The sequence below is a fragment of the Fodinicola acaciae genome (assembly GCF_010993745.1).
Taxonomy (GTDB): Bacteria; Actinomycetota; Actinomycetes; order Mycobacteriales; family HKI-0501; genus Fodinicola; species Fodinicola acaciae.
This window is the reverse complement of record NZ_WOTN01000001.1, coordinates 1,866,150-1,881,299: the sequence shown is the minus strand read 5'-3', so window position 1 is coordinate 1,881,299 and position 15,150 is coordinate 1,866,150. Positions and strand designations below refer to the sequence as shown.

Below are 15,150 nucleotides of genomic sequence, written 5' to 3'. Positions count from 1 at the left end.
CCTTCTAGCCGGCGGCGGAGGTCGACGAGCGTACGACGAGTTGGGTCGCCAGCTCGACGTGGTGCGATTCCAGCGACTCGCCGGCGGCCAGCCGCAGCAGTGTCCGTACGGCCACCCGGCCCATGTCGCGCAACGGTTGCCGGACCGTGGTCAGCGGCGGCGTCGACCACAGAGCCAACAGCGTGTCGTCGAAGCCGACGACGCTGAGATCCCCTGGCACGCGCAGACCGGCCGCGCGCGCCGCCTCGATGACGCCGAGCGCGGACACGTCGTTGCCGGCGAAAATCGCGGTCGGCGGCTTGGCTTCGGCAAGCAACTCGGCGGTCAGCGCACGCGCGACGTCATAGCTGAAATCACCGTTGCGGACCAGCCGCGGATCGGCCGCCAGACCCGCGTTGTCCAATGCGGCGCGATATCCGTGCAGCCTGGCCTGGCTGCAGGACGCGCCGGCCGGGCCACCGAGATAGGCGATGCGGCGGTGGCCGAGACCGGCCAGGTGCTCGGCCGCGGCCAGGCCGCCGAGCCAGTTGGTCGCGCCGACGCTGACGACATCCGCGCGCGGCAGGTTGACCGGGTCGATGACGACCAGTGGCAGGCCGGCTCCGTTGAGCGCGGTGACCTGCGCGCTGGTCAGCTCCGAGGTCACCACGATCAGGCCCTCGCGACCGGAACTGGCCAGCCGGCGAGCCCATTCGTTGTCGTCCGCGTACGTGTGGCCGGCGGCGGGGAACAGATGCACGACCGGGTCGATGCCGGCCTCAGTGCTCGCGTCGACCACGCCACGCAGGATCTCCGACGAGTACGGACTGTCCAGTCCGTCGAACAGCAGCTCCAGGGTCCGGCCGGTCGGCCGCGGCCGGCGGCTGCGTTGTGGCACGTACTGGTGGTCGCGCAGCGCCTGCTCGACGCGCGCACGGGTCTCGGCGGCGACGTCGGTCCTGCCGTTGATCACCTTGGAGACGGTCGGAAGCGAGACGCCGGCCGCGGAGGCGACCGCGGCGAGTGTCGTACGCTTCCGGCGAGGTTGCTCGGCAGGCACCAGCCCTCCGAAAGTTTCGAAACGGATTGTCGGACGTTTTTGCTGTTCTGTCTGGTGAATCGACGCTTGACGGCAGCGTAGTCGGCTTCTATGTTACGTGCATCACCCCAACAGTATCGGAAAATTACCGATCTGCAGAGAGTGAGTCGCGGATGAGTCTCCGAAACTTTCGATCGCTTCGCGTCACCGCCGGACTGGTCGCCGCGGTGCTGGCCGTCAGCCTCAGCGCGGCCTGTGGTTCCAGCGGTCCGGGCGACCGCGCCGGCCAGGCCACCGCCTGGGCCCTGACCGGCGGCGACGAGCGGACCTTCCGATCGTCGTTCCAGCAGTGGAACAGCGGCCACGGCGGTCAGCCGATCGACGTCCAGTTTTTCCAGAACGACGCGTACAAACAGAAAATCCGCACCGCCGTTGGTGCGGGCCAGGCGCCGACGCTGATTTTCGGCTGGGGTGGCGGGATCCTGAAGTCGTACGTCGACGCCGGCCAGGTCGCCGACCTGACACCGGACGTGACCGCGAATCCGACGCTGAAAAGCCGATATCTGCCGTCCGTGCTCGACAGTGGCGTCATCGGCGGCAAGACGTACGCGCTGCCGAACAACGCGATGCAGCCCGTGCTGCTCTATTACAACAAAGACCTGTTCCGGCAGATCGGTGCGCAGCCACCGAAAACCTGGCCGGAGCTGCTCGCGCTCATCCCGAAGTTCAACGCCAGGAACATCGCGCCGCTGTCGCTCGCCGGCCAGAGCAAGTGGCCGTTGTTGATGTACGAGGAATATCTCGTCGACCGGCTCGGCGGCCCGCGGGTCTTCGACGACATCGCCGCCAACAAGCCAAACGCCTGGTCCGATCCGGCGGTGCTGCAGGCGAACACCATGATCCAGCAGCTGGTGAATGCCGGCGCGTTCGTCAAGAACTTCGCGTCCGTGGATGCCGACAGCAACGCCGACCTCGCGCTGCTGTACACCGGCAAGGCGGCGATGGAGGTGATGGGAAGCTGGGCCTATCCGTCGATCAAGACGCAGAACCCGCAGTTCATCAGCGGTGGCAAGCTGGGATACGTGGCATTTCCGGCCGTACCAGGTGGAAAAGGTGACCCGGCCGATGTCGCCGGCAACCCGGCGAACTTCTGGTCGATCTCGGCCAAGGCGACACCGGAGCAGCGCAAGGCGGCCGTCGCGTACCTGACTGACGGCGTGCTCAACCAGTCCTATGTGGACAGTCTGGTCACCGGCGGTGGCGTACCACCGGTCGCCGGTCTGGAGCCGAAGCTGGCCAAAGCGTCCGACCCGGGCTATTTGTCGTTCATCTACGGCATGGCACGTCAGGCGCCGCATTTCCAGCTGTCGTGGGATCAGGCACTGTCGCCGGCGCAGGCCGACGCGCTGCTGACCAATCTCGGGAAGCTGTTTCTCAACCAGATCACGCCTGCGCAGTTTTCCGCCGCGATGAACGCGACCATCGGCAAATGACGGCTCCGCCGCGCGTACGCGCCAGGCACGGCGGACCGACCATCTGGTTCACCGTGCCGGCGCTGGCGTTTTTCACCGTTTTCGCGATCGTCCCGCTGGCGGTCGTCGTCGTGCTCAGCCTGATGCGATGGGACGGACTCGGCACGCCGGCCTGGACCGGCCTGACAAACTGGACCGGCGTACTCAGCGATCCGGTGACCGGCAACGCGATCTGGCTGACCGTCAAGGTGATGGTGGTCAGTTGGCTGGTGCAGACGCCGGTCAGCCTGCTGCTCGGCACGTTCACCGCCGGACGGCAACGATATCGCGCGGTCCTCGCCGTCCTGTATTTCCTGCCGTTGCTGATGTCCGCGGCCGCGATCGCGATCGCGTTCAAGGCCGTACTCGACCCGAACTTCGGTCTCAGCAAAGCGATCCCGCTGCTCGGCCAGGACTGGCTCGGCTCACCCGATCTGGTGTTGTACGTCGTCATCTTCGCGATCGCCTGGCAGTTCGTACCGTTTCACACGCTGCTCTACCAGGCCGGGGTCCGGCAGATCCCGGCCGCCCTGTATGAGTCGGCGGCCATCGACGGCGCCGGCCGGGTCAATCAGTTTCTGCACATCACGCTGCCGCAGCTGCGCTACACGATCGTCACCTCCTCGACGTTGATGCTGGTCGGCTCGCTGACCTACTTCGACCTGGTTTTCGTGCTGACCGGCGGCGGTCCCGGTGACTCCAGCCGCATTCTCGCGCTGCACATGTACATCACCGGCTTCGCCAGCAACGACATGGGCCGCGCGAGCGCGATCGCGGTGATCCTTGCCGCGGCTGGTTTGGTGCTGTCGCTTGGATTGACGCGGCTGTCGGGGTTCAGCCGGATGCGCAGCCAGCAGGAAGGAGCGTGATGGCCGTCGAGGCTACCCGGCATAGGTCTGTCCATCCGACGGTCGTGACGGCCGGTCGGCGCCGGTCAGGACAGCGGCCGAACATCGTTGGTGCGGTTGGCGGCTTCGTCTGGCTGGCGATCATCATCGTGCCGCTCTACTACATCGTGATCACGAGCTTGCGCAGCCAACAGGGTTTCTATGCCACCAACGCGCTGGCGCCGCCGACTGATCCGACGCTGGCCAACTATCAGTTGGTGTTGCAGAATGAGTTTCTCCGCTATCTGGCCAACAGTGTCGTGGTCGCCGGTGGCACGGTGGTGATCGCCGTCGCGGTCTCGCTGATGGCCGCCTACGCCATCGTCCGTGGCACCGGCCGCGCTGTGCGGCTGGTCTTCGCGGTTTTCCTGCTGGGCCTCGCGATCCCGCTGCAGGCGACGATCGTGCCGATCTACTACATGATCACCAGGATCCACATGTATGACACGCTGGCGGCGCTGATCCTGCCAGGTGTCGCCTTCGCGATCCCGCTGACCGTACTGATCCTGGTCAACTTCCTGCGCGACGTGCCGGCCGAGCTGTTCGAGTCGATGCGGCTGGACGGGGCCGGAAACTGGCGGATGCTCTGGAGCCTCGCCCTGCCGTTGGCCAGGCCGGCGGTGATCACCGTAGCGGTGTATGACGCGTTGAACGCGTGGAACGGCTTCCTGTTTCCTCTGATTCTCACGCAAAGTCCGGACAACCGCGTGTTGCCGCTGGCGTTGTGGAGTTTTCAAGGTCAGTTCACCGTGAACATTCCCACCGTGCTGGCGGCGGTGGTCCTGTCGACTTTGCCGATCCTGGCGCTCTACATCGTCGGTCGCCGGTATCTCGTCACCGGCCTCACCGCAGGCTTTGGTCGCTGACGCAATTGGTCATGGGGTGACGGGTGCCGCAGATCCAGGTGGTGCTGGGTCGCTCGGGTAGCCGGCGGCCGTCCTCGCACCCGATTGGACCGTGTGTTGGCGGACAAGGCATTCGGCTCTCCCGGGCTAACCGGGTCTGCCTGCGCGGTCGCGGCATTCGCTGCACGATTGCGGGGAGGGTCGATCACATCCGGCACTGCCAAACCAGTCGAGGACGAGTGCGTGACTCCATCTGCCTGCGTAGGTCGGGTTCGAGTTGGAACAGGTCGACGCGTACTTCACGTTCGTCGATCGCGTGATGGACCAGCGGGTACGCGATGTGCGGTCCGTGCACGGTGACGGTCAGGTGCAGCCGCAGCCCCGAAAGCGGAGGAGAGCGAGGTCAGCGTTGCTAGGGCGTGTCTCTAAAATCTCGTGACTTGCGGCGGACGTGGATGACCGCGCATGCCAGGAGTACGCCGCCGAGGCGATCCCCTCCAGTATCAACCGAGAATCCTTACACGGCCGACCCGTAACCCCTTCTCCCGAAGAGATCACGCCAGCCACGATCCCCCAGAACTCGTCCGAAATCGCACCATCCGCGTCACCACTCAATGATCATCGGACCAGGAGCCAATCTCTTGGAGACACGCCCTAGGCAACGTCGATCCTGGAAATCCTCGCTTCGTTGGCGATCAAGCAGCGGCGAGTCCTGAGACGCGCTTGTTTCTCGTCTCAGCATTCGGTTGCTAAGGCGAGGAAACGAGCGCATTGTGTTGTTGGTTGGTGGTCCACCTGTTCGGGTCAGCCGTACAGGTGGTAGGTATTTCGCAGCGGCTTTTGCTCGTAGTCCACATCGAGTGGTGGGATGAACTCGGGATGGCCGTTGTTCATCCGTATGGTCCAGTCGGTGTGGTGAATTTCGCGGTGATGGCGGTCGCACAGCAGCACGCAATTTTCCAGACAGGTGGTGCCACCGTCCACCCACGACACGATGTGATGCGCCCTCGTGTGCCGGACCGGCCGCGTACATCCGGGCCGGGTGCAACCTTTGTCTCGTGCGATCAACGCTTTCCGCAACTCTGGGCCGGCCAGCCGCTCCTTGCGGCCGACATCCAGCGGGACGCCTTCCGAGTTCAGGATGACCGGAATAATGTCCGCGTCGCAGGCCAGCCGGCGGGCGGTTTCGGGGCTGAGGGTCAGGCCTTCGTACGCGCGCGCCACATCCAGACAGTCGCGGAGCATCTCCCAGGAGATCGTCACCGTCAGGTGCGGCCGCTCGGCGCCCTGGATCGGCAACTTCCCGGCATCAGCGACCAGGTTGAGGATGTCGGCCAACGCGTCACCATTGCGCTCGGCGGCCGATCGAGGATCGGGCTTGCCATCCTCGCCTTCCGGCTTTGCCAGCGGTGACAACACTTCCTGCAACAGACTGCCGGTCTCGGCGTCGAGAATGCCGCGCAACGCGAGGCGGCCGTCGCGACCGGTGTGCAGGTGCAACTCCCGCCGAGGCTTCGCATCGTCCTTGTCCGACGGCGCGGCACCATCGGGGTCCAGATAGGCATGCAACCGGGTGCCGAGCCGATAGAGCCGGCCGGCGTCCATGTGCTTGGCGCCCTCGACCATCGCCGCCTCGGCTTCACGCCGCTGCTGGAAATCGACGTGCGCCGGCAACCTCGTGATCACCGTACGGATCGCGTCCAGCTGCGAGTCGGCGAGGTCGCCGCGGCGCATGGCTTGGGCGGCGAGGTCCAGCTTCGGCGCCAACATCTCACCGGTCAACGCCATGCCCGGACAGAACGCGCGAGCGCGCTGCACCCGGCGACTGGCCTCGGTCGGGGAGAGCAGCAACTGGTCTTCCAACAGCTGCTGGATATTCTTGGCCTGCAGCTTCTCGTACGCCTCTTTGTGCTCAATCGCCTTCACGATATTCAACACCCGCGCAGCGGCCTTGCGATACTCCCGCTCCGCCTCGCGCAGCATCGCCGCGAGCGCGTCCGCGTCTTCTTCCGGCCATGGGTCACCGACTGGCGCGGTGGTGACGGAAGGAGTGGTCATGCCTCCAATAATACCGGCCCCACCGACAAAACCACGCCACCAAACACATCTGTGGATAACTATTTTGCCGCACTCTAAGAGAATCCGACGGGCCGAGCGCGCCGCAGGTTGGCAGATCAACCGGGATCCTTGAACAGGCCGATCAGTTCGCTGCGACCGGTGATGTTGAGCTTCTGGTAGACACGGGCCAAATGATTGTCGACCGTACGCACGGACAGCCGCAACTGGTCGGCAATGGCTTTGCTGCTCACGTTTGCCGCGGCGATCTGCGCGATTTCGCGCTCTCGTGCGGTCAACGCTGTCAACGGGTGGTCGCCGAGGATCGGCGCGAGCGCGGGCGTACGGACCGTGCCGCATTCGGTCAGCCAGGCGCGAGCCTGTTCGGTGACGGCAATCTCCGCGCGCTTGTCGCCGGTCAGCCGGTACGCGTTGGCAGCCTCCGCGGCCGCCTCAGCGGCCAACAATAACATGCCGAGATTGGCGAATTCCGTTGCCGAATCTTGCAAAGAAGCCGCATCGCCGGCAGCGCGGGCGATCGCGTGTCGCGTGTACGCGGGCGCGAGTTTTCCCTCGACACCGGTCGCGATCCGGCGGATGCGGGTCGCGGCGCGCAGGTCGCCGAGCCGCAACGCGTCGTGTGCCGCTTCCAGTTCGAAAACGACTTCTTGTTTCGTCGCGGCGATGTCGGCGGCCGTTGCTGCCAGCCGCCGGGCGTCGACGAATCGCGACTCGGCCGCGGCGATCCAGGCTTTTGCGCGTACGACACCGGATTCCAGCCACTGATACGCGTGGAGGCCACTGCTGTCGGCCTCGGCCACGGCTGACCGCGCCGTCTCCAGATCGCCAAGATGTGCCAGCGCCTGCGCCAAATCACTGAGCGCCCAACGTCGTACGCGGTCCATGTCCTCGAAAACAAGCGCGGCCGTCGCCTCGCGGAGAAGCGTCGCGGCCTTCGACATCTGGCCGCGGTTTGACGCGACCTGGCCGAGCACCAGCGGCCACCAACCACTGTTTCCGCGCCAGCCAAGCGTTTGCTGATAGCCGGCCTCGGCGAGCGACTCGGCGGTGTCGAGGTCGCCGATGAAACGGTATGCCGTGCAACGTCCGCTGACGATGTTGGCGACCACCACCTGTCCACGCGGAAACTCCGCCGCGTCCTTTTCGACCGGCTCCACGAATGCCAGCGCGGTCTCCATCCGGCCGGTCATGCTCAACGCGGCGAACCGCATGAAGGTGGCCCACACGCGGCTTTCCGCGTCGCCGGCCGCGATGCGCAGCAGCTCGTCGGTGGTTGCCAGCACCTTGGTCATCTCGCCGGTGGTGAACTCGAGGGTGATCCGGTGCGCGATCACGCGAGTTTGCTCGGGATGGCCGGAAAGTCGCCGCTGCGCCGCCTGCAGCTCGGCCTCCGCGGCGGAAAGCAGGCCGTGGCCGAAAAACGAGTTGCCGCTGCCGATGATCGCATGGTCGGCGATTTGTCCCGGCGTGGCCGCGTCGAGATCCACCGCGTCGAGAACGTCCTGCGCCTCGGTGAAACGGCCCTGCCATTGCAAACTTTGCGCAAGCGTGAGGTCGGCCGGCAGGTACGGTCCGGCCGACCGCGCGGCGCGCGCCAACCGCTCGGCGAGCGAGTGCTCGTAGACCGCCAGAGTCTGACTGGCCGCCGCGGCCAACAACTGCCGGTCGGTGGCGACGCCGGCCTCGACCTGCCACAGCGCGAGCCGGACCTGGTCGTCCCGCCGGCGGCAACCCACCGCGGCCAATGCCTCCGCGAGTTTGCGGTATGCGCCACGGCGACGCAGAAAAACCAGGCCCTGTCGTACGGTCTCGGCATACAACGGATGTGCCACCTGCACCTGATGCCGCAGACCGTCCGCCGCGCTGGTCAGCAGCCCCGCGACTTCCAGGCTTTCCAGCACCGCGGTGTCGACCGACGCGCCGACCAGGTCGAGGCCGACCGGCTCGGCGAGTGCGACGAGCTCCAGCGCGGACCGTTGCTCTGGCGTCAGGTCTTTCAGCCGGTCTTCCACCAGCTGCGACAGCTGCGTGCCGATCAGCACGTCGCCGGGCCAGGACCACACGCCGTGCCGCTCGACCAAAGCGTTTCGCCGGCGACCGACCGCCACCACCTCGCGTACGACCAGCGGACTGCCGCGGCTGATTTCCCAGAGCCGGCGCAGGCAGTCCGCGTCGGGATGGCCACCGAGCAAGGTCGCGGCCAACTCGCCGGTCTCGCTGCGCGAAAGTGGCTGCAGCTCAAGCAGATCGGCGTGTTCGTCCTTCCACAACGCGCGTACGGCATCGGGGACCGGCTCGCCGGATCGTACGGTCACAACGACAAAAGCCGCACGATTCGCCGTCACCAACTGCAACACACCCGCCGACATGCCGTCCAGGAGGTGCGCGTCGTCGACCGCGAGCACCAGCCGGCGCTCACCGTTGAGCGAGCCGAGCACTTCCACGGCCTGCGTCAGCAGCTCGGCCGGATTTCCGCGCGTCGGAACGAGGTTGGCGAACACGCCGAACGGCACGCAGGCGAGTGAGGCGGTCGCGGTCGCCGACCGCACCGGATGGCCGGCCGCCTCGACCCGTCGCAGCAGCTCACGGATCAGCCGCGTCTTGCCGACACCGGCCTCGCCGGCGACGACGACGCCGGCCGTCCCCTGGTCGAGCAGCGCCAACAGCGTGTCGAGCTCTTCCATCCGGCCGATGACCGGCAGAAGCGGCGGCATGGCGGCATTTTACCGGTAACCGGCCGCGCGAGCAGCCGGCTCGTCAGGCGAAGCGCCGCGCGTTACCCGTCCGGTCAGCGGGCGACGGTCACCGTCGCGGCCACCTGGTCGCAGGTTTGCTCGATGCCGCCCGGTGCGACACACAGCAGCCGATACAGCTTCTTGTCAGTGATCGCGGCAAAAGCGCGGACCTTCAGGCGTACGCCTTTGCTGGAGGTGACGAAATAGTCCCACCGTCCGCTGCTTCTGACGCCGGCGTAGACCACCGGCGCGCGACTGAGCAACTGATAGCCGGTCTCACCGGGTTGGCCGGCCCAGAAAGTCGTCCAGTCATAGCCGTTGACGAAATAGCTGTCGGCCGGCTCGCGGCTGAAGGTCAGGTACGCCGCCGGTGCCGCCGGCCGATAGAAGTCCGTACCTTTCCCGCCGGCGTGCGGCCGGCTTTTCCAACCGGTCGGTACGGAAGCGCTGACACCTTCGGCGACGACCGGCAGGAGCGACCTCGGCTCGGCCGATGTGTCCAGCCGGGCCGATGCGACGATGGCATCGACATCCTTTTGGTACGTGACGAAATCGCCGGCCGGTGCCGCGTACGAGAGGACGTAGAGCCGGCCGTCCTGATCCTGTACGGCATGCTGCAGGACCCTGCGCGTGACGCCGTTGTCACGCCACGTCCATTCCCACTTCGCGCCTTCCGCGCTGCCGGCGAACGGCGCGAGGTTGAGGCTGATCCGGCGATATCCCGGCCGCTCGACGCGGTACGTCGTCTCCGTGATGGCCAGGTCTCGCAGTGCCGCTTCGTTGTTGGGGGCCAACCAGATCTGTACGGCAACCTGCCGGTTGTCCGGCGGCGCGATGCCGGGCCGCGGTTGGTCGTCGGAGCTGGCGATCGGCGTCCAGTCCGCCGGCGTACGTACGAAAAACCGGCCGATCGCGGTTGTTTTGGTCGCATGGTGACCAATCGGCTGCGGTCGAAAAGCGATGACCACACAGGCCGCCGCAAGCGCCAATACCGCGGCAGTGGCGAGGACCGGCCATCGGAACCGCCGATTGGCAGGTTTTGGCGCGGATGCTGACGAAAGCGCCGGCGCGATGACGGTGTCGCTCAGGTTGGCGAGCTGGCGTTTCGCAGTGTCGGCGTCGGTCCGTCGAGTCGGCTCCTTTTCCAGCAGACCGGCCAAAATCGGCGCGAGTGGACCGGCGCGATCGACCGGGTCGGGTGGATCGCTGAGCACGGCGGCGAGCGTCGGCACCTGGCCTGGCCGGCCGAACGGTGGCCGGCCTTCGACCGCCGCGTACAGCGTCGCGCCAACCGAAAACAGGTCACTGGCGGCCGTCGGCGTCTCGCCGCGTACGCGTTCCGGCGCCATGTACTGCGGCGAGCCGATCACCGCACCGGTGGCGGTCAGCGGACTTTGGCTGAGCTCGAAGGCGATACCGAAGTCGGTCAGGTGTACGGCGCCGGTGGCGTCGATCAGGACGTTCGCCGGTTTGACGTCGCGGTGGATGACACCGTGCTGGTGCGCGACGGTCAGGGCGTCGAGCAGCTCAAGGCCGATCTCGGCGACCCGGTCGGGTGGCAGCGGTCCGTTCGCCAGGACCAGATCCTCCAGACTGTGGCCGTCGATCAGCTCCATGACGATCCACTGGCTGTCGCCGTCGGTGACGACATCGTGGACGTGCACGATCCCAGGGTGCCGCAGCCGCGCACCAAAACGCGCTTCGCGCAGCAGCCGCTCGGTCAGGTCGGCGGCCGGCCGGATCAGCTCCTTCAGTGCGACCTGGCGGCCGAGCAGTTGGTCGTACGCGCGCCAGACCCGGCCCATGCCGCCCTGTCCGACGGGCTCGCGGATGAGATAGCGACCGGCGACAAGGCGCGCCGCGTCACGATCGGTGCCGTCCATGCCGTCCCCTCTGTCGTACGCGCGTCAACCGAGGAAGTGTGTGCACCGACCGCCCGGGAACACATGAGTAATGCGCTACTCAACTTCGCCGGGTCGGACGAAAGCTTGCTGTTTCGGCAAGAGCCGCCGCAGCCGCAAGGTTTTCGCAAGGTGCCGGCAGGCTTTTTGCTGGGACGGTTGCGATTTTGCCGAAACCCTTGCCATGTCTCGGATTTCCGGGTCATTCTCTAGACCGTCCGTACGTCCATGCTGAAGGGTGGAACGAATGACCGCACCTGTGATGACAGTCGAGACGACCCCGGCTGAGGCCGACTTCGACCTGGTGATCGGGGATCTGGAAGCGGAAATCCCGGCGCTGGACGACGTCGTCGCGTCCGGCTCGCATCTGAACACCGGCACCAGTTGTGACCTGTGCACCTGCATTTCCGTCTACTGCTTCTGAATCTGCAAGGTCGGAGAAGGTTTTCTGTTGGAAACCACGGAATCCGGGATTTTTTCGAAACGGCCTTGCATGGGGGCGGTTTTCCGGTCATTCTCTAGGCCGTCCGCACCCTCGAGGTGAAAGGTGGAGAGAATGACCGCACCCGTAACGGAAATCCGGGAAGCCGACGCCGACTTCGACCTGGTGATCGGTGACCTGGAGACGGAAATCCCGGCGCTGGACGACATCACCGCGTCCACGACGCATGTCGGCACCGTCTCCGGCTGCCGCTATTGCACCTGCATTTCCTACTACTGCTGGTGATCGCCGGCGGGTGGCGGCCGCGGTCGGCCGTCACCCGCGCGAGAGAAAGCGTGACGACAGACGTGTGGACGCTGGTTGATCCCGGCGCGGACGGCTCCGATCCGCCAGGTGCCGCGGGGTTGCTGGTCGCGGCGGTACGCGCCGGTGTCGCCGGCCCGATGTTTCCGCCGGTGGTGACCGACGGTCCTGATCGCACGGTCGCGTTTCAGCACTGGTTGAGCGGTGAGTCGGACGCTCGTGCGCTCGCGCATTCGTTGCATACGCGGCGATTCGCGCCGTTGTGTGTGGCGCTCGACCATCTCGCCGCCTGGTGCACGGTGGCCGCGTCGACGTACGCACCGGACGTGCCGGCCGATTTGTTGACGGTCACGAATGCCGACCTGTTCGCGCCGTTCGTCCGCGAGGCTTTCGTTGTGTGCGCGGCAAACCGGCCGTCGGTCGCCGAGTTCGTCGGCCTGCGGCGCGCGCAGACCGAGACATTGCTCGACCGCTTTCTCGACCGCCTCTGCCGTGACCTGCCGGCCTGGCCCGACCGTCCGGAGCTGCGCTGGCCGGTCACCGGATTGTGGATGCATGGCGAGGAAACCCACAATGGCGGCCAGCGGGTCATTCGGGTCGACCTGGCCGGCGGTGGCAGCGTCGCGTACAAACCACGACCGGCCTCTGGTGAGCTGCTCTTTCTCGGCGACGACCCGCGGACCTCGGTTTTCGCCCTGCTCAACGGTTTGCCGTCGGCCTCGGGCGAGGTGCGGCTGCCGGTGCTGCCGAGTTGGCGCGGCGAAGGCGCGGATCGCGGTGACTATTCCTGGCAGGAGTGGGTCGAGCGGCCGCGGCAGTGGGGTGTGTTGCGGCGCGAGGGACCGTACGAGCTGGCCGGCACACGGCTGGAGCCGGTCGAGGCCGCGAGGTTCTGGCGCCGCGCCGGCGCCCTGGCCGCCGCCTGTTTTGCCTTTGGCATCACGGATCTGCACGGCGGCAACCTGCTGGCCGGCGCGCGGCCAGGCGGTGATCCGATGCTCTATCCGGTCGACCTGGAGATGTTTTTCACGCAGGCGCCACGACTGTCGCACACCACGCTGGTCTACGCGCCGTCCGCCTCGACGACACACCATGTCGGCCTGGAAAACGAGCCGCGCTGGTGTGACATCGACGGCCATCCGGTGTGCTGGACCCGTGGCCCGGACGGCGCGTTGTCCCTGCGCGTACGCGACGAGTCCATCACCCGCACGACCACTCGGTCAGTGGTCGGCGACACCGCCGGCAACGCCGGCTATGGCGGCTATCTGCCGGCGATGTTACGCGGCATGTTCGACTGCTGGACGTTGATGTGCCGGCACCGCACCGCGATCCACGACCTGGTCGCCGAGGCCGGGGACGCGGTCGTACGCGTCGTACGCCGGTCGACCGCCGAGTACGTGCGGGCATTGCAGGCCGAGTGGGTCAGCGGCGAGCCAGCCGCGGCCGATTTCGACGCGGCCGAGAGACAACAGCTCGACCAGGGCGACGTGCCGTATTTCTTCCGCGCCGTCCACGGCGGACCGCTGCGCCATCTCACCGGTGAGCTGACCGACGACGTGGAGCTGACGGCGGCGACGGGCCGGCTCGACCTCGCCACTCTCGGCACGGCGCTGCGCGACGCCATCGAGCATGTCTTCGACGACATTCCTTCGCTCCATGTCGACGATCCGGACCTCGGCCTGCGCCTGCGGCTGTACGGACCCGCCGACGGCTCGGCGACCTTCGACTGGCCGCGGGCCGGCCGCCGGATCACCTATCGCTGGAGCGGCGCGGCGATGCGGCTGGCCATCGACGCGATCGACACGCCGTTGGTGGAGGAGCCGGTGCCGGCGGTCGCGGAGATCAGGCAGCGGCTGCTGCGGCTGGACCGGCTGGACGGCCGGCTGCGGATGCCGTGGGCGCGCGGCGGCTTCGCCGACGAGTCGCTGCACCGCAGGCTGACGACGCTCACCAGATCGGCGGCCGGCTGGCTGCGCGACGTCCTTGACGAGCACGGCTGGCCAGGTCGCTCGACCGTCGGTACGGCGGCGACGCTGGCGGCCAGCCGGCTGGTCCAGCATCTGGAGGATGATCTGCCGCTGCAGCGCCGCTGCCTGGAGCTGATGACGGCGGCCGCCGAGGCCGGTGACTTCCCGCTCCGCGAGCTCGCGTACGTCACCGACACGATCCGGCTCGCCGAAGGCCGGCCGCAGCTCTATGGCACCAAGTTCGACCGGGTGGACGGCGAGTTCGTGCCGTGCCGGATCGAGGACCCCGACCACGTCGAAGAACGCAGGAGAGCCATGGGACTGCTGTCTCTCGAGGACTACGCCGAGCAGCTGCGACAGCGGTTCGCGTCATGACCGGCAACTGGTCCGAGGTCGTGAGCCGCCACTGGCTGCGCGAGGCGACGGTCGTGCCGGCGGCCGCGCCGATCGGCCTGTCGGCGGCCTTCGGTCTGACGGTCGAGGCGTGTGCGCCGTTTCGTGCCGGTACGCGCTTCGGCGCGCTGCCGGACGTACGGTTTCGCGCCGCGGACGGCGTGATCCGCGCGCCCGGCGAGCTCCTGCCGGACGCCGCAGATCAGAGCTTCGACGGCTACCTCGACCGCGTACGGGGTTGCCAGCTGACCGTCGAGCAGCCGCTGTTGCTCGACTTCGCGCACTGGTCGGCCGTACGCGACGAACTGCGTGCGCTGTGGCGCCGGGTCGGGTGGCCGAGCCTGTCCGTCGTGCCGGAGCTGGTGGCCGGCGACGGAGAGTCGACGGTGACGGCAGGGGAGACGCATGCCGAGCTGGCCTGGATATTGACCGGGTCGCTGCGTACGGCCGACGGCGCCGCGGTTTCGGCCGGAGAGCTGCTTTTCCGGCCGGCCGGCCGGCGAGCCGCCGACACCGTCGATCGTTGCGTGATGCTGCGGCTGCGCGTGCCGACCGACGGCCGGCTCGCCTTCGTCGCGGTGAAGGACGCGCTCGCCGAGGCGCTGGACGCGCGGCGAGACGGCGACGCCGTGCCGTACGTGCCGGTCGGCGAGACCGTGCGGCCGGTCGCCAGGGTCGCCGAGGAGTTTCGCGAGGCGGTCAACTCGGTGGTGGTCGAACGGACTTTGCGCGTACAGGCGGCGAAGCGGTGGTCGGCCGGTGGCCTGGAACCAGTCGCGCCGCGGCCGCCGGCGTCGCTGACCACCGGCACGCGGATCCGCCGGACGGCCGAGATCGCGCGCGTGCCGGCCGGATCCGACCGGTGGATCTGGACCGTGAACGGCCACGGCCTGCCGCTGTCCGGCCGCGCCGGTGACCGGCTGCTCGCCGAGCTGCCGCTGGGTCGTGAGGTCGGCGTCGGCCAGCTGTGCGACGCGATGAACGCCGCGGATCGGGTCGACGCCGTGGTCAGGCTGCTGAGCGCGCTCTATCGGCTGTACGCGTTCGAACTGGTCGGAGAAGGGGCCTGACG

The 15,150-nt window shown here is 67.3% G+C and carries 11 protein-coding genes; 7 read left to right on the top strand and 4 right to left on the bottom strand.

All coding sequences use genetic code 11. The features are described 5' to 3' along the window. Positions 1-4 precede the first annotated feature (4 nt). Positions 5-1,039 carry a LacI family DNA-binding transcriptional regulator gene (locus GNX95_RS08805; RefSeq protein ID WP_163506620.1) on the bottom strand — a complete coding sequence of 345 codons (1,035 nt, stop codon included), beginning with the start codon at positions 1,037-1,039 and terminating at the stop codon, positions 5-7. Positions 1,040-1,191: 152 nt separating this feature from the next. Here GNX95_RS08805 and GNX95_RS08800 point away from each other — a divergent pair, with 152 nt between their 5' ends. The 3 genes from GNX95_RS08800 to GNX95_RS08790 are packed head-to-tail and all read left to right on the top strand — an operon-like array spanning position 1,192 to position 4,282. Then, the gene (locus GNX95_RS08800; protein WP_163506619.1) at positions 1,192-2,511 is read left to right on the top strand and encodes an extracellular solute-binding protein; all 1,320 of its coding nucleotides are present in this window, start codon (positions 1,192-1,194) and stop codon (positions 2,509-2,511) included. After that, a complete protein-coding gene (locus tag GNX95_RS08795) occupies positions 2,508-3,398 on the top strand; it encodes a carbohydrate ABC transporter permease (protein WP_163506618.1) in 891 nt (296 codons plus the stop codon). The genes GNX95_RS08800 and GNX95_RS08795 overlap by 4 nt, the downstream gene beginning before the upstream one ends. Then, positions 3,398-4,282, top strand: a complete 885-nt coding sequence (locus GNX95_RS08790) for a carbohydrate ABC transporter permease (protein ID WP_163506617.1) — start codon at positions 3,398-3,400, stop codon at positions 4,280-4,282. Before GNX95_RS08795 ends, GNX95_RS08790 begins: the two co-directional genes overlap by 1 nt. Before the next feature lie 783 nt (positions 4,283-5,065). On the opposite strand, the gene GNX95_RS08785 is transcribed toward GNX95_RS08790, so the two are convergent. The 3 genes from GNX95_RS08785 to GNX95_RS08775 form a co-directional block, all read right to left on the bottom strand. Continuing rightward, complete coding sequence (locus GNX95_RS08785; RefSeq protein WP_163506616.1) at positions 5,066-6,319, bottom strand: HNH endonuclease signature motif containing protein; 1,254 nt, start codon at positions 6,317-6,319, stop codon at positions 5,066-5,068. Between the two features lie 116 nt (positions 6,320-6,435). Next, complete coding sequence (locus GNX95_RS08780) at positions 6,436-9,051, bottom strand: helix-turn-helix transcriptional regulator (protein ID WP_163506615.1); 2,616 nt, start codon at positions 9,049-9,051, stop codon at positions 6,436-6,438. Positions 9,052-9,125: 74 nt separating this feature from the next. Beyond that, complete coding sequence (locus tag GNX95_RS08775) at positions 9,126-10,955, bottom strand: serine/threonine-protein kinase (protein WP_163506614.1); 1,830 nt, start codon at positions 10,953-10,955, stop codon at positions 9,126-9,128. Between the two features lie 265 nt (positions 10,956-11,220). Between GNX95_RS08775 and GNX95_RS08770 the strand changes: the two genes are divergently transcribed. From GNX95_RS08770 to GNX95_RS08755, 4 genes are all read left to right on the top strand, one after another. Then, on the top strand, positions 11,221-11,397 hold the full coding sequence (locus GNX95_RS08770) for a hypothetical protein (RefSeq protein WP_163506613.1): 177 nt from the start codon (positions 11,221-11,223) through the stop codon (positions 11,395-11,397). Positions 11,398-11,529: 132 nt separating this feature from the next. Then, positions 11,530-11,700 carry a hypothetical protein gene (locus GNX95_RS08765; protein WP_163506612.1) on the top strand — a complete coding sequence of 57 codons (171 nt, stop codon included), beginning with the start codon at positions 11,530-11,532 and terminating at the stop codon, positions 11,698-11,700. A 50-nt stretch (positions 11,701-11,750) separates the two neighbouring features. After that, positions 11,751-14,060 (top strand): DUF4135 domain-containing protein, encoded by a 2,310-nt coding sequence (locus tag GNX95_RS08760; RefSeq protein ID WP_163506611.1) that lies wholly within the window; start codon positions 11,751-11,753, stop codon positions 14,058-14,060. Then, positions 14,057-15,148 (top strand): hypothetical protein, encoded by a 1,092-nt coding sequence (locus GNX95_RS08755; RefSeq protein WP_163506610.1) that lies wholly within the window; start codon positions 14,057-14,059, stop codon positions 15,146-15,148. The genes GNX95_RS08760 and GNX95_RS08755 overlap by 4 nt, the downstream gene beginning before the upstream one ends. Positions 15,149-15,150: the final 2 nt, after the last annotated feature.